This window comes from Pseudomonas sp. 2822-15, from assembly GCF_002742515.1.
Classification (GTDB): Bacteria; Pseudomonadota; Gammaproteobacteria; order Pseudomonadales; family Pseudomonadaceae; genus Aquipseudomonas; species Aquipseudomonas salomonii.
The window spans coordinates 172,205-196,006 of the sequence record NZ_LJRY01000156.1 but is presented as its reverse complement, the minus strand read 5'-3'; the positions used below and the strand labels follow the sequence as shown (position 1 = coordinate 196,006).

Here is a 23,802-nt window from a genome sequence, read left to right as displayed (position 1 = left end):
AGGCAAGCCAGCTCCCACATTTGAACCGATGTTCAGTTCATCTCAGGCAGCAAACGCCGGCCGAGCCGCCACTTGCTCAACCTCCGGCACCGGCCCAAACAACGCCTTCTGCACCGCCTGCTGCGCCTGATACGCCAGCGCCGCACGTTCCTGCCCGGCACAGGCAATCGGCTGGAGCACATGAATCTCCACATCACCCAGGTCATGACTAAACAGACGCATCAGGTGCGAGAGCAAATCGTCATCGCCAATAAACGGCGCCAGCGCATCCACCTGCCCATCACGCAAATAACGAATCGCCACCGGTTGCAGCGACACATCCGCATCAATCGCACTGGCCAGCAAGCGCCCGTGGAACGTACGCAGGCTGCGCCCGTCGGTGGTGGTGCCTTCGGGGAACATCAGCAGCGGGTGCTGTTGCTCCAGGTGCCGGGTCATCTGCTTGCGGATCAACTGGCTGTCGCCCGAGCCACGGCGAATAAACAAGCTGCCGGCCTTCGCCGCCAACCAGCCGGCCACCGGCCAGGTGCGCACTTCGGCCTTGGACAAAAACGACATCGGCGCCACCGCGCCGAGCAGCGGAATGTCGGTCCAGGACACGTGATTGCTCACCCACAGCATCGGCCGCGTCGGCAGTTCACCGTGTACCGTCACGCGAAAGGGCAGGGCGTTGGTCAGCCGCGCCATAAAAAACCGCGACCAACGCTGGCGTCGCACCATCGAGTTGGCAATGCGCAAACGCTCGAACACGCCAAACACACTGGCCATGCTCAACCCCAGCGCCACCACCAGCAGCACCCGGGCAATGCGCCCGTATATGCGCAGGCGGCCCATCACATGGCCGCCTTGAAGTGGCGGGCGTAGCGCGGGCACAACTCATCGCGCTTGAGCAGGATGAACACGTCGGCCACCTGGAAATCCTCATCCCAGCACGGCTCGCCGCAGATCTTCGCCCCCAGGCGCATATAAGCCTTGAGCAACGGCGGCATTTCCGCGATCACGTTGGACGGCAGGTCCAGCGCCGGCAGTGGTTTTTTCGGTTCGGCGCGCAGGTGTTCGTTGCACAGGTAGCGTTCGCGCAGGCGCTGCATGATCGCGTGGGCCTGGATGCCGCCGTCGTGCATCGGGATGCTCGCGCACCCCATCAGGTAGCTGTAGCTGCCCTGGTTGAGCACTTCGGCCAACTCGCCCCACAGCACCGCGATGGTGCCGCCGTTGCGGTAGGCTGGGTCGACGCAGGTGCGGCCGATCTCCAGGATCGGGCCTTGCAAGTGCAGCAAGCCGTGCAGGCTGAATTCTTCTTCGCTGTAGAACCGGCCCAAGGTGCTGGCGGCCTGGTGGTCGAGCAAACGGGTGGTGGCCACCAGTCGACCGCTGTTCAAATCCCGCACGCCGATGTGGCTGCAGTGAACATCATAGTCATCCATGTCCAGACCCTGTTCCGCGCCTTTCAGCTTGGCGTTGAACTCGCCGCTGAACACGTTGAAACGCAGGGCCTGGGCTTCCTGCAAAGCCGTGGCGCCAACCAGGCGTTCGGCTTGCAGACGGCGTTCATTGCCGGTGTCGCTGATGCGGGCGATCTGAGTCATGGCGAATCTCCGAGTGCCGGCCACGTACCGGCCGGTCGACTTGTTTGTCCAAACTCAGGCTATGTAGGCTCGGTGTCAGCTCCATGAAGTTATGGTGACGCTTGGATGACAGGCGTTCCTGTCGCAAATCTGTCATGCGCCTGGGCTAGGCTCGCGGGCTTGAAAGCCCCCTTGAGTTTGCGTCCATGGTCCGAGGCCTGTTGTGCGTTGCCCTCCTGTTAGTCACCGCTGCCGCCCACGCCGACACCTGGCCGGACAAGGAATGGGCCAAGGACGCGCCCCTCGAAGGCGCGGCGGTCGATGCACTGAATGCCTACGCTTTTCCACCGCGTGACGACGCCACTCGTAAAGGCATCCGCACCGATGCGCTGCTGGTGATCCGCGATGGCGTGATCGTTTACGAGCGCTACGACGCACCCACCACCGCGAGCACGCCGCACCTGACCTGGTCAGTGAGTAAAAGCCTGATGGCCACCGTGCTCGGCGTGGCCTATGGCGAAAACCGCTTCAAACTCAATGACCCTGCTGCGCGTTTTTATCCGCCGATGAAGCAACACCCCAAAGTGAGCATGGCCGACCTGCTGCACTGGGGCTCGGGCCTGGACTGGCAGGAAGACTACGAATACGCCCCACTGAAATCCTCGGTGGTGGCGATGCTCTACACCCGTGGCCGCAGCGACATGGCCGAGTTTGCCGCCGCCACCGAGGCCGCCGCCGCACCGGGCCAGGCCTTTCGTTATTCCAGTGGCGACAGCAATATTTTGTCCGCCGCCCTTAAAGGCATGCTCGGTCACAAGGCGTATATGAGTTACCCGTGGGAAGCGCTGTTCAAGCCCCTGGGCATTCACAACGCCACCTGGGAAACCGATGCCGACGAAACCTTCGTCGCCTCGTCCTACGCCTACCTGACGGCTCGCGACTTGGCGCGGGTCGGCCTGCTGATGGCGCGCGACGGTCGTTGGGGAGAGCAGCAATTGCTGCCTGAAGAGTGGGTGGCCTTCAACCGCCAGCCGTTCGACAAATACCAGGCCGGCCAGGACGAAGCCGTCCCCGGCGGGCAATGGTGGCTCAACCTCGAGGTTCAAGGCGCCCCGAGACCCTGGCCCGATGCGCCCGCCGACACCTTCGCCGCCCTCGGCCACTGGGGCCAGGCGCTGTTCGTACTGCCCGACGAACACCTGGTGATCGTGCGCTACGGCGATGACCGCGACGGCACTTACCGCCACAACGAACTGCTCAAACGCGTGCTGGCGGCGGTGCAACCATGATCCGTCGTCATCCGTTTATCAGTGTTTTTTTTCTGTTACTGCTCGCCCTGCTGGGCTGGGTGTGGCACGAGCGCGTCAACCTGCAAGCCTTCCCCGACATCATCGCGGCGTACACGGCCAAGGAGTATTGCTCGTGCCGGTATGTGGAGAACAACCCGGCGGACTATTGCCTGGGGTATGTGAAGCAGTACGTGCCGACCAGCGCGTTCACCGACTCGCCGGAACGCAGTGAAGTCACGGCAAGCGGTTTAGGGCGCACGCACACGGCGCGGTGGCTAGGCGACCGTCAAGGCTGCCGCCTCAGCCCCTGACACACCAAGGATTTTCTGTGGGAGCTGGCTGACAATGTTTGAAGGCACCCACATGCCCCTGTGGCGAGCAGGCTTGCCCTGCGTTGGGCTGCGAAGCGGCCCCAGTAAAGGCACTGCAATTTTCCTGAAAGAACTCAGCGACTGGGTTTGGGGCTGCTTCGCAGCCCAACGCAGGGCAAGCCTGCTCGCCACAGGAGAAATTGGCTGCCTTCAAAAGTTGTGTAGATACCTATGGCTATCGCAGGCAAGCCAGCTCCCACATTGGATTTGTGCTGATCATGGGAATTGAGGAACTTCAGGCAGGCGCCCGATGCACTGCACCGGGCGCGAACGACTTACTGCGGGGTTGGGCTGCCAGGCTGCAATGCCAGCAGCAGGTCATCGATGATGGCCTTACCCATTTCGCCCAGGTAATGCGAGGCGAATGCAAACTTCTCCGCCTTGGGGTCCATGGCGGCTTCAAGGGAGAGCATTTTTGCGTAATAGAGCACGTGGGATGCGTGTTCGAGGGCTTCTACGAGCGGAATCCCGGCGTTGACGCGGAACAGTTTCAGGTGGCTTTTGTTTTCTCCGCAGTCTGCGAAGGTGGCGGCGCCGATGGTTTCGGCTGAGGGTATTTCGTACGGCATATGCTTGCTCCTTTGGTACAACCAAAAAGAGCTTCTTTTCTCGGGATTCCACGCCCGGTCACTCATGAGCAGCGACGGAGGCGAGGTTAACCCTATGTACGCGGCGTCGCAACCGGTGGCCAATAGCTGTCCGCAATCTGCGTTGTGTGGCGAGGGCGCTTGTCGGATCGCTGCACCGTCCCGTTTGACTGCGCAGCAGTCACCGGCTTTTAGGGGCGCTTCGCACCACGGCGCAAGCAAGCTTGCTCGCCACAGGGTTATGCGCAGCGGCAGAAGTGTCGGTAGTTGACTTGAAATTTGCCGGGTGCCGCGTTTCCAATGCGCGCGCCTGTAGTAACCTTGCCCGCGGCCGACCCCACTCACGTCGGCCGTTAACAGGCATAAAAGGAGACTTATGACGCTGGGGCGCAAGGCCGAAAACTCCTTCAGGATGATAAGAGCGCGAATGCGCCTGGAGAAAAACTATTATTTAAAAAGCTTTGTTATTGCGCTGTTTATTTTCTGCATGAGCGTCTCCGTTTTTAAATCCAGCGATAAGGCCGTGATCATTATCTTGATCTGCGGGGTTAATGCGCTGCTGTTCCCGCTGGCCAGGCGTGCAGTCGAAAACGTTGTCTTTCGTTTTACTGGAAAAGAATTTTGGGCGACACATCCCCTACGGGCCGCCGCATCTTATGGTGGTCACGTACTGCTGTGGATGTTCTATTTCTTTTTTGCCATTCCGCTTGGCGCGTTCTATTTGCTGTGGTTGTGGCTGAAAAAATAGTGCCTGTTCGCGCGGCCTCTGTTTTCTGAGGACGGAACCTCTAGTTGTTGGGCCTCGCGTTTTGGGGCCTTCGCACCCCAGCGCAATAAAGTTGTTTACCTTGTGTTTCACTGTTTTTCGAGTCTCTATCACGCGGTCATCGAGCGCTTTTTAGCAACTTAATGTTGCATGATTGACCCATTCGGACGTCCTTGCATGCAAGCTGCAGGGCACACAGTACGGATTCTGCAGGGGCGTGCAGGGTATTTTCAGCACAAAACAGACGTGCTGGCCCAAGTACTGTGGATGGAGTGAATGCCATCGTCATGTAGTAATCTCGAAGACGGTCGGAGTGCTCTGTAGGTCAGCCTCAAGCATAAAGGATGCGTCTGGCTCTCACCCATATAGTCGGTAAAGGTTGGTAAGTATGGAAAATAAATATTATTTTAAAAGCCTAATATTTGGTTTGTTTATGTTTTTCATCTGTGCGTTTTATTCCAGGTCGGACGATAATGCTGCGGTGGTTTTTATTGTCGCAGGCGTAAATGCACTATTGTTTCCCTTTGCAAAGCGCGCAGTAGAAAATATAGTTTTTCGTTATATTCGCAAGGGTTTTTTGAGTTCGGGGCCAGTATTGACTGGCGCGGCAAATGGTGGTTATGCACTGGTGTATGGGTTTTATTTTGCATTTGCGATTCCCATTGGTTTGCTTTTTTTAATAAACTTGTACGTTAAAAAAAAGGCCGCCATGTAGGCGGCCCAGCGCTATAATTGTATGATGAAATTGTTCAGGCTTTCTACGCTTGCGTCATTAATTAATACACTGGTTGCAGCGATCAGCAAAGCAAATGCCAGTATCCCTAGCGGAGTGACCGCGATGAATCCAAACATGGCGCTAACCAATGCTGTTGCTGAAATGCCAAGAGCAATCGCTTCGACCTTTACAAAAAAAGGCTTCCAGTTATCTGTTTTGCTAGCTTTTTTAAATTCAATATAAGCATCTTTAAAGTCTATCGCGTACCCAGCATATCCAAAACCTTTGCTGAATTTAGCCGAAGCCCTACCGATAGCCTCAAAGTCCATTGAGTCTATGTATTTTGCTGCTGCGGCTCTGTCCTTGGCGCTGAATTTTTTATCCAGAGCATCTTTGTACTTGTCGAAAGCATTAAAAGCTTCATCTGCACTACGGATCTTGTTACCTTTCGCGCTTTCTGCTAACTCAACTGCGAGCTTTGATGCGTTATCGCCGAATTTTCTAGCCACTTCGCCACTAAAGGCAATGGTGAATTTTATGGCGTCGTCTATGTTAGCAAGCTTTGTAGCTGCTTCTGCGTTAATGCGTGCTTCTTCAGCTTGCAATTTCGACCACGCTTTTTGTTTGTTCGCCAGTTCAGCTAAATCATTAAGCCGTTTGATCTCATAAGCTGCCTTAAGCGATTTTTGCCAATCTTCAAAGCTTTTTTTGGAGTCGGCGATACGGTACGCCAATCGCGCGGCAGCTTCTGTAATAAACGCATTGATGGGCTGGTCGAAAAAGTCACGTTTATAAAAACTGTTTGCTACTGCTTGAAGTGAAATGGTCTCCAGAGCTGTTTGTGAAATAATCGTGTCCATAGACCCGATTTCACTCCACAGGTTAGCGACACGGTCGTCTGCTTTTACATCACTTTTGAGCTTGTCTTCTTCAATTTTTCTTTGAATTTCCTCCGGTATCAATTGACGTTTAGCTGCGTAATCAGCTTCTTGCGCTGCGACTGCGTTATTGATCGGTACTTTGTAGTTTTCACTGACTTCTTTGCGGGCATTCGCTGCGACCTTTCTTCCTATGGTGCTGTTACCAAAATCATCACCGTAGCCACCGCCGCCCACTGGGCCAGAGCCAAAGACCGTTGGCTCATAAGCTCTGATTTCGGTCAGGCCGAGATAGATCGTAATACGATCGCTCATAGCGAAGCCCCTTTTTTCATATTTGCCGGCATGGTGTTTTGTCGCCTGAGCATCGTATTTGCAGGCCGTCGGTTCGTCCTGGACAAACTGTTTAGTAAAGCGCCTGAACTGTCAGGAGAGGTCTTCGCCATAACGATGGAAGCGTTTTTTGACGTGTTCATTGTCTATATCCTTATATTAGGCTCAATGCGGGTTTGTCTTTTTGTCTGAATTGGTTTTTGTTTTTAGGTTTTGTGAAGTTTTGCGTTTTGGGTATTGGTTAATTGGTAGAGGGCGTGTGGTTAAGAACTGTAAGTGCGTTTGGTTTTTTTAAATAATAAACATTATGCTTGGGTGTATATCTTGTTACATAAATTAAGGTTTAATTAGGGGCTGTTATTTCCTGGCTGCGAGTAGGGTTGGGCGGTCGCAATATCTGTTGAGTTAACGGCGTTAGCTTCCGTTTGACTGCGCAGCAGTTATCAGCTTTTTGGATGCGCTTCGCACCCCGGCGCAAGCAAGCTTGCTCGCCACAGGGTTATTAGGTGTCGGCCTCAGGTTCCACCCAGTGGAACCACCTTTGATTGTCCTCAGCCCCACATCGCGCTTAGCTGTCGATGTGTCGCCAACAAGAACGGGACCACCCGCCTGTGAGGAGAATCACCATGCGCCCACACCAGCACATTCTGGATTGGCTCAGCGACGTCGCCAGCGACTTGCACGCTGTGCGCCACGATATCCACGCCCATCCCGAACTCGGCTTTGAAGAAAACCGCACCAGCGCGCTCGTTGCGCAGGCCTTGAAAGAATGGGGCTACGAGGTGCACACCGGCATCGGCAAAACCGGTGTGGTCGGCGTGCTGCGCAATGGCAGTAGCTCGCGCACGCTGGGGATTCGCGCCGACATGGACGCCTTGCCCATCATCGAAAACACCGGCGCGGCCTATACCAGCCAGCACGCTGGTTGCATGCACGCCTGCGGGCATGACGGCCACACCACCATGCTGCTCGGCGCCGCGCGTTACCTGGCGGCGACGCGGCAATTTGACGGCACCTTGAACCTGATTTTCCAACCCGCCGAAGAAGGCCAGGGCGGCGCCGAGGCGATGCTGGCGGATGGTTTGCTGGAGCGCTTTCCGTGTGATGGCCTGTTCGGTATGCACAATATGCCGGGTTTGCCGGCGGGGCATTTGGGCTTGCGGATCGGGCCGATGATGGCCTCGCAAGACTTGCTTACCGTGACGCTGGAAGGCGTCGGTGGCCACGGTTCCATGCCGCATCTGACGGTGGACCCGCTGGTGGCGGCGGCAAGTATGGTCATGGCCTTGCAAACGGTGGTGGCGCGCAATATCGACACCCAGGAAGCCGCCGTGGTCACGGTCGGTGCGCTGCAAGCGGGGCAGGCCGCCAACGTGATTCCTCAGCAAGCGCTGTTGCGCCTGAGCCTGCGCGCACTGAACCCCAAGGTCAGGGAACAGATGCTCGAACGAGTCAACGCCATCATCCACACCCAGGCCGCAAGCTTCGGCTGCACGGTGCAGGTTGAACATCGCCCGGCCTACCCGGTGCTGGTCAACCACGCCGAAGAAACCGAGTTCGCTCGCCAGGTCGGCGTGGCCTTGCTCGGCGCCGACGCGGTGGACGGCAACACCCGCACGCTGATGGGCAGTGAAGACTTCGCCTGGATGCTGCAACGCTGCCCCGGCAGTTACCTGTTTATCGGCAACGGTGTGTCGCGGCCGATGGTGCATAACCCTGCCTATGACTTCAACGACGACATCCTGCTGACCGGCGCCGCCTACTGGGGCGCGCTGGCCGAGAGCTGGCTCAAGCCTGCCTGACGACCTCTTTTTTTCTGCCGCTGGACCCTTGCCCTTATCGGTTGAATGGAGTGTTCCTCATGCAGACTGCACACGCAGGCGTTTCCCGCACCCGCCAGGTGGTGGCGGCCGTGATCGGCAATGCGCTGGAATGGTATGACTTTATCGTTTACGGCTTTCTGGCCAGCATCATCGCCCGGCAATTCTTTCCGTCGCAGGATGAATACGCCTCGCTGCTGATGGCCCTGGCCACTTTCGGCGTGGGCTTTTTCATGCGCCCGGTGGGCGGCATTCTGCTGGGCATTTACGCTGACCGCAAAGGCCGCAAGGCCGCGATGCAGTTGATTATCCGGCTGATGACCGTGTCTATCGCATTGATCGCCTTCGCACCCAATTACGCCGCCATCGGCATGGGCGCGCCGTTGCTGATTGTGGTGGCGCGCATGCTCCAGGGCTTTGCCACCGGCGGTGAATACGCGAGCGCCACGGCGTTTCTGGTGGAAAGCGCGCCGGCCCATCGCAAGGGCTTGTATGGCTCGTGGCAGTTGGTGGGGCAGTGCCTGGCGGTGTTCGGCGGCGCGGCGATGGTGGCGCTGGTCACGCACTTCTTTTCGCCCGAGACTCTCGACCTGTGGGGCTGGCGTGTGCCGTTTGTGCTGGGCTTGCTGATCGGCCCGGTGGGCTTGTGGATTCGCCGGCACCTGGAAGACCCGGAAGAATTTATCCAGGCACGCAAACAGGCCACAGGCCCGGCGCCAAGCCTGATGGACGTGCTGCGTGAGCATCGGCGCAGCATCCTCGTCTCCATGGGCCTGGCCTGCGGCGCGACAGTGTCGTTCTATGTGGTGCTGGTGAATATGCCGACCTTCGCGCACAAAAGCCTCGGCTTGCCGCTGGACCAGGTGCTGATGGTGCAGATGTTTGCGGTGGCGCTGATGACCGTGGTGATTCCGCTGTCCGGCATGCTCTCGGACCGTATGGGGCGGCGGCCAGTGTTGATGGCTTTCACCCTGGCATTCTTCGTGATGGTTTACCCGCTGTATGTGTGGGTGGCCGCGGCGCCGTCCATCGAGCGCTTACTGGTGATGCAAGTGCTGCTGTGCACGGCCATTGGCGGCTTTTTCGGCCCGGCACCGACGGCGCTGGCCGAGCAGTTTCCGATTGAGGTGAGGTCCACGGGTGTGTCGGTGGCCTATAACGTCGCCGTCATGGTGTTTGGCGGCTTCGCACCGTTGATCGTGACCTGGCTGACCAAAGTACTGGGTACGCCAGTGGCGCCATCGTTTTATGTACTGTTCGCTTGCGTGCTGACGTTGATGGGCACTTACTGCATGCACGAAGCCCCACGGGCGAAGAAACCGCTGCCCTTTTCCAACGAGGTGAAGCCTTGAGTAGTATTGATTGGGATGCCACGCAGCTGTCGCAAGCGATCCATGCGCGGCAGGTGTCGTGTGAAGACGTGATGGGCGAGTACCTGGCGCAGATCCAGCGGTTTAACCCGAGTGTGAATGCGCTGGTGTCGTTGCGTGATGCCGATGAAGTGCTGGCCGAAGCCCGCACCTGTGATCGCGAACTGGGCCAGGGCAAGTCCCGTGGCTGGATGCACGGCATGCCCCAGGCGATCAAGGATTTGGCGGCCACCAAGGGCTTGCGCACCACCTTGGGCTCGCCGTTGTTCGCCGAACATGTGCCCACCGAAGATGCGATCAGCGTGGCGCGCGTACGGGCCAGTGGCGCGATTATTATCGGCAAGACCAACGTGCCGGAGTTCGGTCTCGGCTCACAGACCTACAACACGCTGTTCGGCACCACCGGCAATGCCTATGACCCAAGTTTGGTGGCCGGCGGCAGCAGCGGCGGCGCGGCGGTGGCGCTGGCGTTGCGCATGCTGCCGGTGGCCGATGGCAGTGACATGATGGGCTCGCTGCGCAACCCGGCGGCGTTCAACAACGTGTTCGGCCTGCGCCCGTCCCAAGGGCGTGTGCCCCACGGGCCGGTGCCGGAATTGTTTGTGCAGCAACTGGGCACCGAAGGCCCAATGGGCCGCAGCGTCACGGATGTAGCGACGCTCTTGAGTATCCAGGCCGGTTACGACCCGCGGGTGCCGCTGTCATCCAGGGACGATCCGTCGGTGTTCGGCCAGCCGTTGCAGCGCGACTTCAAAGGCGCCCGCCTGGGCTGGCTGGGTGACTACAACGGCTACTTGCCGATGGACGAGGGTGTGATGAGCGTGTGCGAGTCGGCCCTCGGCGATTTTGCCGCATTGGGCTGCGAGGTGGAAAGCTGCCAGCCGGCGTTTTCCCTGGCGCGCCTATGGCGCTGCTGGCTGGTGCATCGCCACTGGCTGGTGCACGGCAACCTCGGCGCGGCCTATGCCAACCCGCAAAAACGCGCCTTGCTCAAGCCCGAAGCGCAATGGGAAGTGGAGGGCGGCCTGGGCTTGAGTGCGCAGCAGGTGTACCAGGCGTCGGTGGACCGCAGCGAGTGGTATCGCGCCTTGGCCAAACTGTTTGAACGTTACGATTTCCTGCTGTTGCCCACCGCCCAAGTGTTCCCTTTTGATGCACAACAGGCGTGGCCGCGCCGTGTGGGTGGGCGCGAAATGGACACTTATCACCGCTGGATGGAGGTGGTGATCGGCCCTACGTTGGCAGGCTTGCCAAGCATGAGTATTCCGGTGGGCCTCAATCCTCAAGGCTTGCCCATGGGCCTGCAGATTATCGGCCCGGCCCAGGCGGACCGGGCTGTCTTGCAGCTGGCTTATGCCCATGAACAGCTGACGCACTGGGTAAAGCGTCGCCCGCCTGCGGGCCGTGAGTCGACGAGTTGATCTGCGATCGGGCCTGTATCTTGCTGTGAAAAATGATCATCCACCGGCAACAGGGAGATCGAACATGGAGACAGGCACGGTACGGTCGGTTGAGCGCGCACTCGCCATCGTCGAATTGCTCGGTGAGCACCAGGCCTTGGGGCTGGAGGAGCTGCATTACCTCACGCGCTTGCCCAAGGCTACGGTGTCGCGCATGTTGCTGACCCTGCAGGAACAAGGCTGGGTCTATCGCGGCCTCAGCGACCGGCGTTACCGCCTGCGCGCCCAACGTTTGTTCGGCGACACTCAGCAACGTTTCAAGCGCCAGGTGGTGGAAAGCGCCGCGCCCTGGCTGCTGGAACTCAGTGAGCGCACCGGGCTGGTGGTGGATCTGTCCTGCTTTGATGGCGAGCGCCTGGAGGTCATGGAAAGTGCGATCCCCAGTGTGTTGCGCAGGTTGTACCCCAATAACTGCCAGATCGTCGGCCAGCACGCCAGCCTGTTTCACTCGGCGATGGGCAAGGCGTGCCTGACGCAATTGCCCGTTGAGGAGGTGCAGCGTCTGGCGGGCCGCGATCATGTCGCTGCGGATGAGCAGGTGCATACCTGCGAGCAAACCCAGCACCAGGGGTTTGGCCAGCGCACTGAAGGCTATTGGGAATACCCGGTGCGCCTGCCGTTTCTGATTCGCGCGGTGGCTTTGCCGGTGCAGGCCAATGGGCGGCTGGTGGGCAGTATGGCGTTGCACTGGCCGATGCATCAGGCGCCGGTGGAGCGCGTATTGAACCTGCACATGGCCAGCCTCGAAGCGACGGTGCGCGATGTGCAGCGGGCGTTGATCTAAAGGCATCCACCGAACCCTGTGGGAGCTGGCTTGCCTGCGATAGCGGCAGGTCAGTCACCATTGCTGTTGCCTGTGCCGCCGTCATCGCAGGCAAGCCAGCTCCCACATTGGATTTGCGCGGTTCATGAGATTGCGCTTAAGGTTCGTGCAGGTTTTTTGCCCCCCGAGTTTCTATGTTCAATGTCAAACCTCTGGCCTTCGCCCTGCTGACGGCGGCCGCCTTGCCGGCCCACGCTGACTGGTACCTGGATAACGAATCCTCGCGCCTGTCGTTCGTCACTACCAAGAACACCGAGATTGCCGAGGTGCATCGCTTCCTGGTGTTGCACGGCAAGGTCGACAGCAAAGGCGCGGCGCAGCTTGAGGTCGAGATGGAGTCGATCAACAGCGGCATTCCGCTGCGCGATGAGCGCATGCGCAATGATCTGTTCCAGATCAAGCCGTTCCCCGAAGCGCAGATCAGCGCGCAGATTAATCTGCAACCGATCAATGACCTGGCCCCCGGCGCGCAAATCGAGTTGCGCCTGCCGTTGTCGGTGACCCTGCGCGGCAAGACCCAGACCTACAGCGCCGAATTGCTTGCCACGCGCCTGGACGACCGGCGCTTCCAGGTGGTGACCCTGGAACCTGTGGTGCTGCATGCCGAGGATTTTGATTTGGTGCCGGGTGTGGCGGCACTGCGCAAGGCGGCCGGCTTGGCGTCGATCAGTTTGTCGGTGCCGGTCGGTGCGGTGCTGATTTTCACGGCGCGCTGACATGAGCGGCGCAGTGTTCCCGTGGCGCAGCGCCAACCGTTTCGAGTTGCTGATCGACGGCCCGAGTTTCTTCCCGCAGATGCTGGTGGGTATTGCCCGGGCCGAGCGCCAGGTCGATCTGGAGTTGTACCTGGTGGAAGCGGGTGCCTGCGCTGAAGCCATGGTGCAAGCGTTGGTGCAAGCCGCCGAGCGCGGCGTGCAGGTGCGCTGCCTGTTTGATGATTACGGCAGCCTGGCCTTCACGCTGGGCCTGCGTAAGCGCCTCACCGACGCGGGCGTGCAACTGCGCTTCTACAATCGCCTGAGCTGGCGCCGTTGGATGCGTAACCTGTACCGCGATCATCGCAAACTGTTACTGATCGATCAGGGCATCGCCGTGGTTGGCGGCACGGGCGTTACCGATGAGTTCTGGACGCCAGGGCAAGACACCGCCGACTGGCATGAAGTGATGGTGCAGATCAGCGGCCCGCTGGTGCTGGACTGGCAGGCGTTGTTCGACCGGCAATGGCACGCCAACGCGGCGCGCCGCGAATGGAAACCCGCCACCCATTTCGGTTTGCCGCGCTTGCCCAAGGTGCCGGCCACCGGGCCTGGCCTGGGGCGCGTGGCGTATGCCGACGCCCGTCAGCACCGCGATATCCTGCAGTCGCTGATCCGCGCGCTGAACAGCAGCAAGACGCGCATCTGGCTGGCCACCCCGTATTTTCTACCGACCTGGAGCGTGCGCCGTGCGTTGCGCCGCGCAGCCGGACGTGGCGTGGATGTGCGTTTATTGCTGACCGGCCCGCGCACCGATCACCCTTCAGTGCGCTACGCCGGGCACCGTTATTACCCACGGTTGTTGCGCGCAGGTGTGCAGATTTTTGAATACCAGCCGTGTTTTTTGCACCTGAAAATGGTGCTGGTGGACGACTGGGTGAGCGTCGGCTCGTGCAATTTCGACCACTGGAATTTGCGCTTCAACCTGGAGGCCAACCTCGAAGCGCTGGACCCTGAGTTGACGGCAGCGGTGGCGGGCAGTTTCGAGCGTGATTTTGCCAAGAGCCAGGCGGTGAGCCTGGAGGCGTGGAAGGCGCGGCCGTTGTGGCGGCGGGTGAAGCAGCGGGTGTGGGGCTGGATTGATCGGTTGGTGGTTAACCTGCTGGATCGACGCGGCTGACACGTGATCATTCCCACGCTCGGCGTGGGAATGCCTCTTGTGACGCTCCGCGTCACGCTGTGGGACGCGGAGCGTCCCGAGCTGCATTCCCACGCGGAGCGTGGGAACGATCATCAGAGCAGTTCGAACGTCTGCTGCTGCACATCCTGGGAATCCAACCCGATCTGTACATTGAACTCACCCGGTTCCGCCGCGAACTTGAGTTGGGTGTTATAGAACTTCAAGTCTTCTTCGGTGATGGTGAAGTGCAAGGTGCGTTCTTCACCGGCCTTGAGCATGACCTTCTGGAAGTTCTTCAGCTCTTTGACCGGGCGAATCATCGAGCCGGCCACGTCCTGGATATACAACTGCACCACGGTTTCGCCATCGACCTTGCCGGTGTTCTTCACGGTGACGCTGGCGTCGAGCTTGCCGGTCTTGTTCAGGGTGGTGGACGACAGCGCCATGTCCGACAGCCTGAACGTGCTGTAGCTCAGGCCATAACCGAACGGGAACAGCGGCCCGGTGACGTCATCGAAGTACTGCGAGGTGTAGTTGCCCGGCTTGCCTGGGGTGAACGGCCGGCCGATGCTCAGGTGGTTGTAGTAGGTCGGAATCTGCCCCACCGAACGTGGGAAGGTGATCGGAAGCTTGCCCGATGGGTTGTAGTCACCGAACAGCACGTCGGCGATGGCGTTGCCGCCTTCAGTGCCGGCAAACCAGGTTTCCAGGATCGCGTCAGCCTCTTTGTTTTCATCCACAATCGACAGCGGGCGGCCGTTCATCAGCACCAAGACCAGCGGTTTGCCGGTGGCTTTGAGTGCCTTGATCAGGTCGCGCTGGCTTTGCGGGATGTTCAGGTCGGTGCGGCTGGAAGACTCGTGGGACATGCCCCGGGACTCGCCCACGGCGGCGACCACTACGTCGGCTGCCTTGGCGGCCTTGACCGCTTCGTCGATCATCACCTGGGCTGGGCGGGTGTCATCCACCACTTCCGGCGCATCGAAGTTGAGGAAGTTAAGGTAGTCGACCACGGCCTTGTCGTTGGTGATGTTGGCGCCACGGGCGTAGATGATTTTGCCTTTGTCGCCGATCACGTGGTTCATGCCGTCCAGCAGCGTGACGGATTGTTCAGGCTTACCGGCGGCGGCCCAACTGCCCATCATGTCGATCGGGGCCTTGGCCAGCGGGCCGACCAGCGCGATGGTCGCGGATTTTTTCAGCGGCAGGGTGTTGTTGTGGTTTTTCAGCAAGACCTGGCTGCGGCGGGCGATATCGCGGGCATCGCTGCGGTGCAGGCGGCTGTCGGCATAGGTGTCGGCCGGGTCGTCTTCGGCCTTGCCGATGCGCAGGTACGGGTCTTTGAACAGGCCCATGTCGTACTTGGCGCCGAGCACTTCGCGCACCGCATTGTCGATGTCGCTTTGCTCGATTTCGCCGGACTTGAGCAACCCAGGCAATTCCTTGCCATACAGCGAGTCGTTCATGCTCATGTCGATGCCGGCCTTGATCGCCAGCTTGGCGGCTTCACGCCCGTCCTTGGCCACGCCGTGCTTGATCAGCTCGAAGATCGCGCCATGGTCGCTCACCGCCAAACCTTTGAAGCCCCAGTCCTTGCGCAGCAGGTCGTTCATCAGCCAGGTGTTGGCGGTGGCCGGCACGCCGTTGATCGAATTGAGCGCCACCATCACGCCGCCGGAACCGGCCTTGATCGCCGCGTGGTACGGCGGCAGGTAATCCTGGTACATCTTGACCGGGCTCATGTCGACCACGTTGTAGTCACGACCGCCTTCCACCGCGCCATACAGGGCGAAGTGCTTGACGCTGGCCATGATGCTGTCGGCATTTGCCGGGCTTACGCCCTGGAACGCCTTGACCATCACTTCGGCAATGCGCGAGACCAGGTAGGTGTCTTCACCAAAACCTTCGGAGGTGCGGCCCCAGCGTGGGTCGCGGGAAATGTCGACCATCGGCGCAAAGGTGATGTCGAGGCTGTCGGCGGCGGCTTCCTGGGCGGCGATGCGCCCGGAGCGGCCGATGGCGTCCATGTCCCAGCTGGAGGCCAGGGCCAGGCTGATCGGGAAAATCGTGCGGTGGCCGTGGATCACGTCGTAGGCGAAGAACATCGGGATCTTCAACCGGCTGCGCATGGCCGCGTCCTGCATCGGACGGTTTTCCGGGCGGGTGATCGAGTTGAACGTGCCGCCGATGCGCCCGGCGGCGATTTCCTTGCGGATCAGCTCCCGGGGCATTTCCGGGCCGATGCTGATCAGGCGCAATTGGCCGATCTTTTCATCCAGGGTCATCTGCTTGAGCAGGTCGCTGACGAAGGCGTCCTTGTCTTTAAGCGCAGCAGGCTTTGTTTCTGCCCATACGGGGTGACTGGCCAGAGTGGCAACAAGGCCGAGCAAACACAGCTTTTTCATGAATATCCTTTTTCGGCTACTGCACAGCGAAAATGCGCTGGTCTGCCAAAATGTGGGGGAACCTATGTTGTTGTTCGAGTGTTATTGCAGTAAATGCACGACACTTGTGAACTCTTATTCGCGCTGGGCATCTTTTTAGCTGATTGGCTCGACGCAATCCAGTGATGGCGGATTATGCCCCAAGCGCGCGGTGTATAGGGTTAGTCGTCACATTCCATTCAGATTGGGCAGGAGAAACACTATGCAAGCAGCACAACATTACCGCTGGGGCTTCAAGGCCGCGGCTTTGCTATTGATCAGCACAGTGCTGAGCGGTTGCGGCATCAACACCATTCCGACCCTGGACGAACAGGCCAAGGCGGCCTGGGGCCAGGTGCAGAACCAGTACCAACGCCGCGCCGACCTGATTCCCAACCTGGTGGAAGTGGTCAAGGGCTATGCGGCCCATGAGCAAGACCCCCTCACCGCCGTGATCGAAGCGCGGGCCAAGGCCACCTCGATTCAGGTGGATGCCAGCACCCTCGACAACCCTGAGAAACTCAAGCAGTTCCAGCAAGCCCAGGATGGCCTGAGCGGTGCGCTTAGCCGTTTGATGGTGGTGTCCGAACGCTACCCGGACCTCAAAGCCAACCAGAACTTCCTGGCGTTGCAGTCTCAGCTTGAAGGCACCGAAAACCGTATCGCCGTGGCCCGTCGCGACTTTATCCAGGCGGTGCAGGCTTACAACACCGAGATCCGCACCTTCCCGGGTCGCCTGTGGCACAGCGTGATGTACAGCGACTTGCCGATCCGCGCCACGTTTGAGGCCACCAGTGCCGACGCCGATAAAGCGCCGCAAGTGAAGTTCAAATAAGGCGTCTTTGAGGTGTCGATGCGTTTATTACGGATAGGCTTGGCGCTGTGGCTGCTGGCCTGCGTGGGCGCGGCCCAGGCGGCGCTGACCTTCCCGGCCTTGACCGGGCGGGTGGTGGACACCGCGCAGATGATCGACCCGGCGGTACGTGCGCAGCTGACCCGGCAATTGCAGGCGCTGGAGCAAACCTCGGGCGACCAGATCGTGGTGGTCACCGTGCCCGACCTGCAAGGTGTGCCCATTGAGGACTACGGTTATCAATTGGGCCGCCAGTGGGGCATCGGCCAGAAGGGCAAGGACAATGGCGCGCTGTTGATCGTCGCCCGTGATGAGCGCAAATTGCGCATCGAAGTCGGTTATGGCCTTGAAGGCGTGCTGACCGATGCGCAGTCGTGGGTGATCATCAACCAGGTGATCGCGCCCAGGTTCAAGGCCGGCAATTACAGCCAGGGCATCAGCGACGGCGTTGCGGCCATGATTCAGGTGGTGGGCGGCGAGCCGCTGGCGGTGCCGGCCCATGTGGCGGATGCGAATTTTGCCAAGGATAATCCGGGGCTTTCCATCGGCCTGTTCATCCTGCTGATCGGCATGTTGTGGCTGTGCAATCGGCTGGGGCTGCCCGTGGGGGCGATCCTGCTGGCGATTCTCAGCAGCAGTGGACGCGGCGGTGGCGGGGGAGGCGGCGGTGGCGGTGGCTTCAGAGGCGGCGGCGGTGGTTTTGGCGGCGGTGGTGCCTCAGGTGGCTGGTAATGACAATAACTAGAACAGAGCATGCATAACCATGGCATTACTGACTGAACACGAGCAGCGCCAAGTCGCCGAAGCGATTGCCCGCGTCGAAAAAACCACCGACGCCGAGCTGGTCACCGTGCTGGCCGCGCGCGCGGATGATTACGCCTATATCCCGCTGCTGTGGGCCAGCCTGATCGCCTTGGTGGTGCCTGGCATCGTGCACTACCTGTCGGGCTACCTGACCATGTACACCTTGCTGCTGGCGCAATGGGCGACCTTCATTGTGCTGTGCCTGGTGTTTCGCCTGCCCAAGGTTACCACCCGCCTGATTCCGCGTTCGGTACGGCATTGGCGCGCATCGAACCTGGCGCGGCGGCAGTTCCTGGAGCAAAACCTGCACCACACACTGGGCAGTACCGGCGTGCTGATTTTTGTCAGCGAGGCGGAGCGGTATGTGGAGATCCTGGTGGACGACGGTATTTCCAAACACCTGGATGACGGCAGTTGGGATGAGATCGTCAAGGCGTTCACCCAGCAGGTGAAGCAGGGGCAGACGCTGGCGGGGTTTATTGCCTGCATCGAAGCGTGTGGTGAATTGCTGAAGGTGCATGTGCCGGTGACGCAGACGCGTAATGAGCTGCCTAACCGGTTGATCGTGCTGGAGTAACCTGAGTACTAGCTGCTTTCTGTGGGAGTCGGGCTTTTGTGGGAGCTGGCTTGCCTGCGATGCAGACACCTCGGTCCATCAGAAAACCCAGGTGATGCCATCGCAGGCAAGCCAGCTCCCACACAAGCCATTTCCCATACCAGCCAGCTCCCAGAGAAAAGTGGTTCACCCATTTGATTTCTGGTGGCTGAGTGACCGTTGATCAAATAACCCCGTGCCCTAAACCTTCATCCCCCCTAAAATGCCCGGCATTCTTTGCCCGAGGCGTTTTTGTTCATGTCCGTCACTGCTCAACCTGCCAGCCCTGCGCCGGATCATCACGCCCAGTTCATCGAACTGCTGAGCGCAAGCCTCGCGCAGAACGCGTTTATCAAGCTGGTGCTGGCCAAGTACGTCGGTGAAGAAGCCGAGTTGCAGCGGCTGATCATCAAGCAGGTCGTGGTCAAGGAGCAGGCGTGCCTGTCCTTTGTCTATCGCTACAAGACCCGCGACATCACCAAGAACTTGCCGCTGGCCGACGGCGTGGCGGCGATTGCTGCGCTGCTGCCGGCGTCATTCAAGAACGCGCACCTGTTGTCGCTGACCGACGAAGCCCAGCTGGAATACAGCAAAAAGAACAAAAGCTCGCTGTTCAAAAGCAAGCCGCAGCAACTGCGCGAGGCGCCTTCGGCTGAGCATAACCGCGAGAAAAACCGCTTCCTCGACCTGAGCCGACCCTTCCTTGCGGACCTGGGCGTCACCGACGCCAGGCAGGCGCTGATCCCGTCGATGTCGCGCAAGTGGAAGCAGATCAACAAGTTCATCGAAGTGTTCAGCCATGCGCTGACCTCCTCGCCGTTGAAGCTCGACCAGCGGGTGCGCGTGGCGGATTTCGGTTCGGGCAAGGGCTACCTCACGTTCGCCATTCACGATTACCTGCGCAACACCCTCAAGGCCGAGGGCGAAGTGACGGGCGTGGAATTGCGTGAAGACATGGTGACCCTGTGCAACACCGCCGCCGCGCACCTGGAGCATCCGGGGCTGGTGTTCAAATGCGGTGATGTGCGCAGTGTGGCGCCCAGCGAACTGGAGGTGATGATCGCGCTGCATGCCTGCGATATCGCCACTGACTACGCGATCCACACCGGCATTCGTTCCGGTGCGTCGATCATCATGTGCTCGCCGTGCTGCCACAAACAGATCCGCCTGCAGATCCAGAGCCCGGTGCTGCTCAAGCCGATGCTGCAATACGGCCTGCACCTGGGCCAGCAGGCGGAAATGGTCACCGACAGCTTGCGTGCGCTGTTCCTTGAGGCCTGTGGTTACGAGACCAAGGTGTTCGAGTTCATCTCGTTGGAACACACCAACAAGAACAAGATGATTCTGGCGGTCAAGCGGGCCGAGCCTGTGGACAATGCGCAACTGTTGGACAAAATCCAGGAGCTGAAGGCGTTCTACCACATCAGCGAACACTGCCTGGAAACCCTGCTGCGTGCGGATGGCTTCTTGAACTGAATGCGGTCTCCTGTGGGAGCTGGCTTGCCTGCGATGGCATCACCTGGGTTTGCTGATAGACCGAGGTGTCTGCATCGCAGCGGTGCGACGATTCGACAAGCCAGCTCCCACACAAGCCGGTGCAGGCTGCACCGCCGTCTTGCGCCCGAGCATCACCGTCACGATCACCCCACACGCAAACACCCAGGTAATCGGCTCGATATGTTCACCAAAGAACAGCGCCGAAAACGCGATGGTGAAGAAGATCTGCAACAGCTGAATCTGGCTGACCCGCGCAATACCGCCCATGGCCAACCCGGCGTACCAGGCGAAGAACCCCAAAAACTGCGAGAACAGCGACACATACCCAAACGCCCACCAGGTGCGCATGGAAATCGCGCCTTGGTGCTGCGCTGCCAAGTACCACACCGGGCCGATCAATACGGGCGTCGACAGCACCAGCGCCCAGCAGATCACTTGCCAGCCGCCCATCTCCTTGGCCAACCGGCCGCCTTCGGCATACCCCAGGCCGCCCACGGCAATCGCACCGAGCATCAGCAAATCGCCGGCTTGAATGCTGCCGGCACCCGTGATCAACGCGTAACCCAACACCAGCGCGCTGCCCAGCGCCGCGCAGGCCCAGAAGGCTTTTGACGGCCGCTCATGGGACAGCCACGCCGCGTACAGCGCCACGCACAGCGGCTGCAGGCCGTTGACCAACGCACCATGGGAAGCCGGCAAGGTTTGCATGGCCCAGGCCGAGAGCACGGGGAAGCCCAGGATCACACCGAGGATGACCAGGCTCAGCCCGCGCACCTGGCGCCAGGTTGGCCAGCGCTCACGGCGCCACAGTAACAGCGCCGCTGCCGGGATCGCCGCGAACAAGGCGCGGCCAAGGCCGTTGAGCAAGGGGTGGATCTCTTGCACCACAATGCGAGTGAAGGGCAATGTCAGGCTGAAGATAACGACGCCCAGCAGGCCGAGGGCCATGCCGGTGTTTTCGCGCGAGCTCATGAGTGGGGACCCGAATCTGGAGGGCTTCAAGGGAAGCCCATCTAGCCACAACCCCCGCTGATTAAGGGCCTACAGCTGGTCGCAGATTTATCCGTACAGTTCCAATCGCTCTGCAGGCAGTGCCGCCGCCATCGCGGGCAAGCCCGGCTCCCACATTGGATCTCTATTGTCTGGCGGACCGAGATCTTCTGTGGGAGCTGGCTTGCCTGCGATGGCGTCACCCTGGTCTATTAGAAGAACCGCGTAATGCTGACCTTCGCATCGCGACCTTTGGTGTAGGCACGATCACCGCTCAAGGCCGGGCGGAAGTTGTTGTTGAACAGGTTGTCCACGGTGAAGTTCACCTCGGTGCCTTTGAGGTAGGCCTGTTGCGGCTTCCATTTGGCGAACAGGCCTTGGGTGTTGTAGGCCTTGTTGCCGTACTGGTCGTAGAACAGGTCGCCCAGACTGCTGCCCGGGCCGCCGGAGTATTTGTCACTCGGCAAGCGATCGGTGGCGCCAATGAACTGGCCCATCCAGCCCACCTGAGCATCCCAGGCCGGAATATGGGTGCCTAATACCAGCACCCATTTGGTCGGTGGAATATCACGTGCCGGCACATCCGGGCCCCATGGGTTGGTGTAGGCGCCTTCGTGTTCACCCTTGGCGTAGGCGAACGACACCGAGCCGAACAGGTAGGTGGAGTTGTAGAAGGATTCGAGCTCAAAACCCTTGATGGTCAGGCCGCCGATATTGCGGTAATTGGGCATCGCCCCCGGCGGGCACGCGTTGGCAATGGTGCCGCCGTTGACGGCCTGGTTCTGGCAACCCACGCCGGTGGCCTTGAAGATTTCGTCTTCGACTTTGTTGTGGAACAGGGTGGCGCGTACTTGCAGGTTATCGTTCCGGGCGATCAGGTTGTCGAAGCTGGTGACGCTACCCAGGGTGATCGAGGTGATGCGCTCCGGGTCGAGGTCGACACTGGTGGCGGTGCGGCTGCCCAGGCCTTGTACTTCATATTGCTCGTCGATCACCGGCGCCCGCCAGGTCTTGCTCCAGTTGGCGAACAGGCCCAGGTTCGGCGTGACGTTCCAGAACAGCGCCAGGCGCGGCGACCAGCCGGTGTAGGTGCGGTCGCTGTAGTCATGGCCGTAGGACGGGTCCGGGTTGTTGTAGTACGGCGCGTCATTGCCTTCGCCACGGTTACGCACATGGTCGTAGCGCAGCGACGGGGTGATGGTCACGTCGCCCACGGTGACTGCGTCCTGGACGAAGAAACTGTTGGTGTCGACCTTGCCGTGGGGCATGAAGCCCGGCTGGAAGCGCCCATAGTTGTAGCGCGCAGTGTTGTAGGTGGTGCCGGGCATCCACATCTCGGTTTCGCGGATGTGCTTGCGGATCTGCCCGCCGACGGTCAGCGCATGCTGCAAGGGGCCGGTGTCAAACAGGCTGACGTTGCGGATGTCGAGGTTCTTGTCGGTGTAGGCGGTGTCCATCTTGCGCCCGCCGGAGGCCAGTTGGAAAAACGCAGTGGCGTCGCGTTCGTCGGTCTGGTCGGTGTTGGACTGGGAATATTTGACGGTCAGGTCGATCAGCGGGTTATTCACCGGCGTGTATTCGTACTTGCCCGACCAGGTGGTGTCGGTGGTGTCACGCTGGGCTAAAAAACGCTTCAGCGCGTTTTCGTAACCGTAGCGGTCGATGTTGGCCTGAGTCGGCGGCGTCGGGTAGCTGGCGGCGGAGAACGGCGTCCAGCGGTTGCTGTGGGAGCGTGAGTAAGACAGACCAACGCTGTGCTCCTCGGTGAAGTGGGCGTTGACCTTGAACAGTTTGCCGTCCACATCCTGGGCGCTGTTGGGCAGGCGCTGAGGGTTGACCGGGTATTCGTTGTTGTCGTTGGGCAGTTTGCCGGCCACCTTCATGTCGCCGCCATCGCGCTGGGTCAGGTAGGCCAGCGCGTCGAAACGGCCGTCGTCGGTGCGGCCGTACACGGCACTGCTGTAGATCTGTTCGTGGTCGTTGCTGGAGTAGCCGTATTTGAGCATCGCGCCGCTGTTGCGACCGTCCTGCAACAGGTCCGGGGCATCCTTGGTGGTCATGTTGACCGTGCCGCCAAAGCCGCCGTTGCCGGTGAACGGCGAGTTGGGGCCTTTCTCGACCTCGATGCTCTTGATCAGCTCCGGCTCGATAAACACGGTGCCTTGCTGGTAGCGCTCAAAGCCGGTCTTGGTGGCGCCGTCGACGGTCATCGGCACGTCTTCGGCGTCGCCGAAACCACGGATATTGATGGTCTGGCCACCGGGCTTGAGCGAGCCGCCCTGGCTCACGCCGGGCAAGGTCTGCAACAGGCTGGGGATGTTGTTGGACTGGTAGCGGTCAATATCGGCCTGGGTCATGGTCGAGCGGTTGACGGTGCTGGAGTCGACTTCGTTACCGGTGCCGATCACGCTGAGGGCATCGAGCTGGATGGCGCCGCTGTGGGTGGTCTTGCCCTCGTCGGGGCGCACCACGTAGGTGTTGCCGACTTTGATCAGGGTGAACTCGCCGTTTTTCAGCAAGCTGCGAATCGCCACTTCCGGGCTGAACTCGCCGTTGAGCGCCGGCGCCTGCACATGCTTGAGCAGTGTTTCATCGAACAACAGCTGGATTTTCGCCTGCTGCGCGACAAAGCTCAGGGACGTGGCCAGCGATTGGGCGGGCAGTTGCAGCGTGAGCGACTCGGCCTGGGCGCTGAGGCTCAAGGCCATGCAGGTGGCAATCAGGGTCGGTCGAAGCAACAGGTGCGAAGCGTGGCAAGGCGCGCGAAACATGAAATCCCCCGGGG

General features: G+C 60.0%; 21 protein-coding genes. 14 read left to right on the top strand and 7 right to left on the bottom strand.

The genetic code is table 11. The annotated features are described in order from the left end of the window. Positions 1-42 precede the first annotated feature (42 nt). The gene (locus AOA59_RS02605; protein WP_099485797.1) at positions 43-834 is read right to left on the bottom strand and encodes a 1-acyl-sn-glycerol-3-phosphate acyltransferase; all 792 of its coding nucleotides are present in this window, start codon (positions 832-834) and stop codon (positions 43-45) included. Then, the gene (olsB, locus tag AOA59_RS02600) at positions 834-1,589 is read right to left on the bottom strand and encodes an L-ornithine N(alpha)-acyltransferase (RefSeq protein WP_099485795.1); all 756 of its coding nucleotides are present in this window, start codon (positions 1,587-1,589) and stop codon (positions 834-836) included. Before olsB ends, AOA59_RS02605 begins: the two co-directional genes overlap by 1 nt. A 185-nt stretch (positions 1,590-1,774) precedes the next feature. On the opposite strand from olsB, the gene AOA59_RS02595 reads away from it, so the two are divergent. Together AOA59_RS02595 and AOA59_RS02590 are read left to right on the top strand one after the other, a co-directional pair. Beyond that, complete coding sequence (locus AOA59_RS02595) at positions 1,775-2,857, top strand: serine hydrolase (RefSeq protein ID WP_099485794.1); 1,083 nt, start codon at positions 1,775-1,777, stop codon at positions 2,855-2,857. Beyond that, the gene (locus tag AOA59_RS02590) at positions 2,854-3,168 is read left to right on the top strand and encodes an amidase (RefSeq protein WP_099485792.1); all 315 of its coding nucleotides are present in this window, start codon (positions 2,854-2,856) and stop codon (positions 3,166-3,168) included. The genes AOA59_RS02595 and AOA59_RS02590 overlap by 4 nt, the downstream gene beginning before the upstream one ends. 335 nt (positions 3,169-3,503) lie before the next feature. On the opposite strand, the gene AOA59_RS02585 is transcribed toward AOA59_RS02590, so the two are convergent. Next, the gene (locus AOA59_RS02585) at positions 3,504-3,797 is read right to left on the bottom strand and encodes a DUF3077 domain-containing protein (RefSeq protein WP_099485790.1); all 294 of its coding nucleotides are present in this window, start codon (positions 3,795-3,797) and stop codon (positions 3,504-3,506) included. Between the two features lie 394 nt (positions 3,798-4,191). On the opposite strand from AOA59_RS02585, the gene AOA59_RS02580 reads away from it, so the two are divergent. Beyond that, positions 4,192-4,563, top strand: coding sequence for a colicin E1 family microcin immunity protein (locus AOA59_RS02580; RefSeq protein WP_099485788.1), 372 nt, complete (start codon positions 4,192-4,194; stop codon positions 4,561-4,563). Positions 4,564-4,969: 406 nt separating this feature from the next. Continuing rightward, positions 4,970-5,296 carry a Cki family colicin immunity protein gene (locus tag AOA59_RS02575; protein WP_099485787.1) on the top strand — a complete coding sequence of 109 codons (327 nt, stop codon included), beginning with the start codon at positions 4,970-4,972 and terminating at the stop codon, positions 5,294-5,296. A gap of 11 nt (positions 5,297-5,307) precedes the next feature. Here the strand turns inward: AOA59_RS02575 and AOA59_RS02570 are convergent, their stop codons facing one another. Further along, positions 5,308-6,489 carry a colicin-like pore-forming protein gene (locus tag AOA59_RS02570; RefSeq protein WP_099485785.1) on the bottom strand — a complete coding sequence of 394 codons (1,182 nt, stop codon included), beginning with the start codon at positions 6,487-6,489 and terminating at the stop codon, positions 5,308-5,310. A 644-nt stretch (positions 6,490-7,133) separates the two neighbouring features. Here AOA59_RS02570 and AOA59_RS02560 point away from each other — a divergent pair. The 6 genes from AOA59_RS02560 (at position 7,134) to AOA59_RS02535 (ending at position 13,855) form a co-directional block, all read left to right on the top strand. Beyond that, positions 7,134-8,309, top strand: coding sequence for a M20 aminoacylase family protein (locus AOA59_RS02560; RefSeq protein WP_099485781.1), 1,176 nt, complete (start codon positions 7,134-7,136; stop codon positions 8,307-8,309). 59 nt (positions 8,310-8,368) lie between these two features. Beyond that, the gene (locus AOA59_RS02555) at positions 8,369-9,679 is read left to right on the top strand and encodes a citrate-proton symporter (RefSeq protein ID WP_099485780.1); all 1,311 of its coding nucleotides are present in this window, start codon (positions 8,369-8,371) and stop codon (positions 9,677-9,679) included. After that, a complete protein-coding gene (locus AOA59_RS02550; RefSeq protein WP_099485778.1) occupies positions 9,676-11,118 on the top strand; it encodes an amidase in 1,443 nt (480 codons plus the stop codon). The genes AOA59_RS02555 and AOA59_RS02550 overlap by 4 nt, the downstream gene beginning before the upstream one ends. 64 nt (positions 11,119-11,182) lie before the next feature. Beyond that, positions 11,183-11,941: an IclR family transcriptional regulator gene (locus AOA59_RS02545; RefSeq protein ID WP_099485776.1), complete on the top strand. Its 759-nt coding sequence runs from the start codon at positions 11,183-11,185 to the stop codon at positions 11,939-11,941. Positions 11,942-12,114: 173 nt separating this feature from the next. Beyond that, the gene (locus tag AOA59_RS02540) at positions 12,115-12,696 is read left to right on the top strand and encodes a YceI family protein (protein WP_099485774.1); all 582 of its coding nucleotides are present in this window, start codon (positions 12,115-12,117) and stop codon (positions 12,694-12,696) included. Between the two features lies 1 nt (position 12,697). Then, complete coding sequence (locus AOA59_RS02535; protein ID WP_099485773.1) at positions 12,698-13,855, top strand: phosphatidylserine/phosphatidylglycerophosphate/cardiolipin synthase family protein; 1,158 nt, start codon at positions 12,698-12,700, stop codon at positions 13,853-13,855. Between the two features lie 113 nt (positions 13,856-13,968). Here the strand turns inward: AOA59_RS02535 and bglX are convergent, their stop codons facing one another. Further along, on the bottom strand, positions 13,969-16,260 hold the full coding sequence (gene bglX, locus AOA59_RS02525) for a beta-glucosidase BglX (RefSeq protein ID WP_099485771.1): 2,292 nt from the start codon (positions 16,258-16,260) through the stop codon (positions 13,969-13,971). Positions 16,261-16,501: 241 nt separating this feature from the next. Between bglX and AOA59_RS02520 the strand changes: the two genes are divergently transcribed. The 4 genes from AOA59_RS02520 (at position 16,502) to AOA59_RS02505 (ending at position 20,006) form a co-directional block, all read left to right on the top strand. Then, positions 16,502-17,113 carry a LemA family protein gene (locus tag AOA59_RS02520; protein WP_099485770.1) on the top strand — a complete coding sequence of 204 codons (612 nt, stop codon included), beginning with the start codon at positions 16,502-16,504 and terminating at the stop codon, positions 17,111-17,113. An 18-nt stretch (positions 17,114-17,131) separates the two neighbouring features. Further along, entirely contained in the window at positions 17,132-17,863 is a 732-nt protein-coding gene (locus tag AOA59_RS02515; RefSeq protein WP_099485768.1) for a YgcG family protein, read from the top strand. Between the two features lie 31 nt (positions 17,864-17,894). Then, positions 17,895-18,512 (top strand): TPM domain-containing protein, encoded by a 618-nt coding sequence (locus AOA59_RS02510; RefSeq protein WP_056857428.1) that lies wholly within the window; start codon positions 17,895-17,897, stop codon positions 18,510-18,512. 276 nt (positions 18,513-18,788) lie between these two features. Further along, entirely contained in the window at positions 18,789-20,006 is a 1,218-nt protein-coding gene (locus AOA59_RS02505) for an SAM-dependent methyltransferase (protein WP_099485766.1), read from the top strand. Positions 20,007-20,045: 39 nt separating this feature from the next. On the opposite strand, the gene AOA59_RS02500 is transcribed toward AOA59_RS02505, so the two are convergent. Together AOA59_RS02500 and AOA59_RS02495 are read right to left on the bottom strand one after the other, a co-directional pair. After that, positions 20,046-20,999 carry a DMT family transporter gene (locus AOA59_RS02500; RefSeq protein WP_099485764.1) on the bottom strand — a complete coding sequence of 318 codons (954 nt, stop codon included), beginning with the start codon at positions 20,997-20,999 and terminating at the stop codon, positions 20,046-20,048. 230 nt (positions 21,000-21,229) lie between these two features. After that, on the bottom strand, positions 21,230-23,788 hold the full coding sequence (locus tag AOA59_RS02495; protein WP_099485762.1) for a TonB-dependent receptor: 2,559 nt from the start codon (positions 23,786-23,788) through the stop codon (positions 21,230-21,232). Positions 23,789-23,802: the final 14 nt, after the last annotated feature.

Bases quoted from the DNA above. Each gene is read 5' to 3' on its own strand.
- AOA59_RS02605 (WP_099485797.1), bottom strand. From the start codon at position 834: ATGGGCCGCCTGCGCATATACGGGCGCATTGCCCGGGTGCTGCTGGTG.
- olsB (WP_099485795.1), bottom strand. From the start codon at position 1,589: ATGACTCAGATCGCCCGCATCAGCGACACCGGCAATGAACGCCGTCTG.
- AOA59_RS02595 (WP_099485794.1), top strand. From the start codon at position 1,775: ATGGTCCGAGGCCTGTTGTGCGTTGCCCTCCTGTTAGTCACCGCTGCC.
- AOA59_RS02590 (WP_099485792.1), top strand. From the start codon at position 2,854: ATGATCCGTCGTCATCCGTTTATCAGTGTTTTTTTTCTGTTACTGCTC.
- AOA59_RS02585 (WP_099485790.1), bottom strand. From the start codon at position 3,797: ATGCCGTACGAAATACCCTCAGCCGAAACCATCGGCGCCGCCACCTTC.
- AOA59_RS02580 (WP_099485788.1), top strand. From the start codon at position 4,192: ATGACGCTGGGGCGCAAGGCCGAAAACTCCTTCAGGATGATAAGAGCG.
- AOA59_RS02575 (WP_099485787.1), top strand. From the start codon at position 4,970: ATGGAAAATAAATATTATTTTAAAAGCCTAATATTTGGTTTGTTTATG.
- AOA59_RS02570 (WP_099485785.1), bottom strand. From the start codon at position 6,489: ATGAGCGATCGTATTACGATCTATCTCGGCCTGACCGAAATCAGAGCT.
- AOA59_RS02560 (WP_099485781.1), top strand. From the start codon at position 7,134: ATGCGCCCACACCAGCACATTCTGGATTGGCTCAGCGACGTCGCCAGC.
- AOA59_RS02555 (WP_099485780.1), top strand. From the start codon at position 8,369: ATGCAGACTGCACACGCAGGCGTTTCCCGCACCCGCCAGGTGGTGGCG.
- AOA59_RS02545 (WP_099485776.1), top strand. From the start codon at position 11,183: ATGGAGACAGGCACGGTACGGTCGGTTGAGCGCGCACTCGCCATCGTC.
- AOA59_RS02540 (WP_099485774.1), top strand. From the start codon at position 12,115: ATGTTCAATGTCAAACCTCTGGCCTTCGCCCTGCTGACGGCGGCCGCC.
- AOA59_RS02535 (WP_099485773.1), top strand. From the start codon at position 12,698: ATGAGCGGCGCAGTGTTCCCGTGGCGCAGCGCCAACCGTTTCGAGTTG.
- bglX (WP_099485771.1), bottom strand. From the start codon at position 16,260: ATGAAAAAGCTGTGTTTGCTCGGCCTTGTTGCCACTCTGGCCAGTCAC.
- AOA59_RS02520 (WP_099485770.1), top strand. From the start codon at position 16,502: ATGCAAGCAGCACAACATTACCGCTGGGGCTTCAAGGCCGCGGCTTTG.
- AOA59_RS02515 (WP_099485768.1), top strand. From the start codon at position 17,132: ATGCGTTTATTACGGATAGGCTTGGCGCTGTGGCTGCTGGCCTGCGTG.
- AOA59_RS02510 (WP_056857428.1), top strand. From the start codon at position 17,895: ATGGCATTACTGACTGAACACGAGCAGCGCCAAGTCGCCGAAGCGATT.
- AOA59_RS02505 (WP_099485766.1), top strand. From the start codon at position 18,789: ATGTCCGTCACTGCTCAACCTGCCAGCCCTGCGCCGGATCATCACGCC.
- AOA59_RS02500 (WP_099485764.1), bottom strand. From the start codon at position 20,999: ATGAGCTCGCGCGAAAACACCGGCATGGCCCTCGGCCTGCTGGGCGTC.
- AOA59_RS02495 (WP_099485762.1), bottom strand. From the start codon at position 23,788: ATGTTTCGCGCGCCTTGCCACGCTTCGCACCTGTTGCTTCGACCGACC.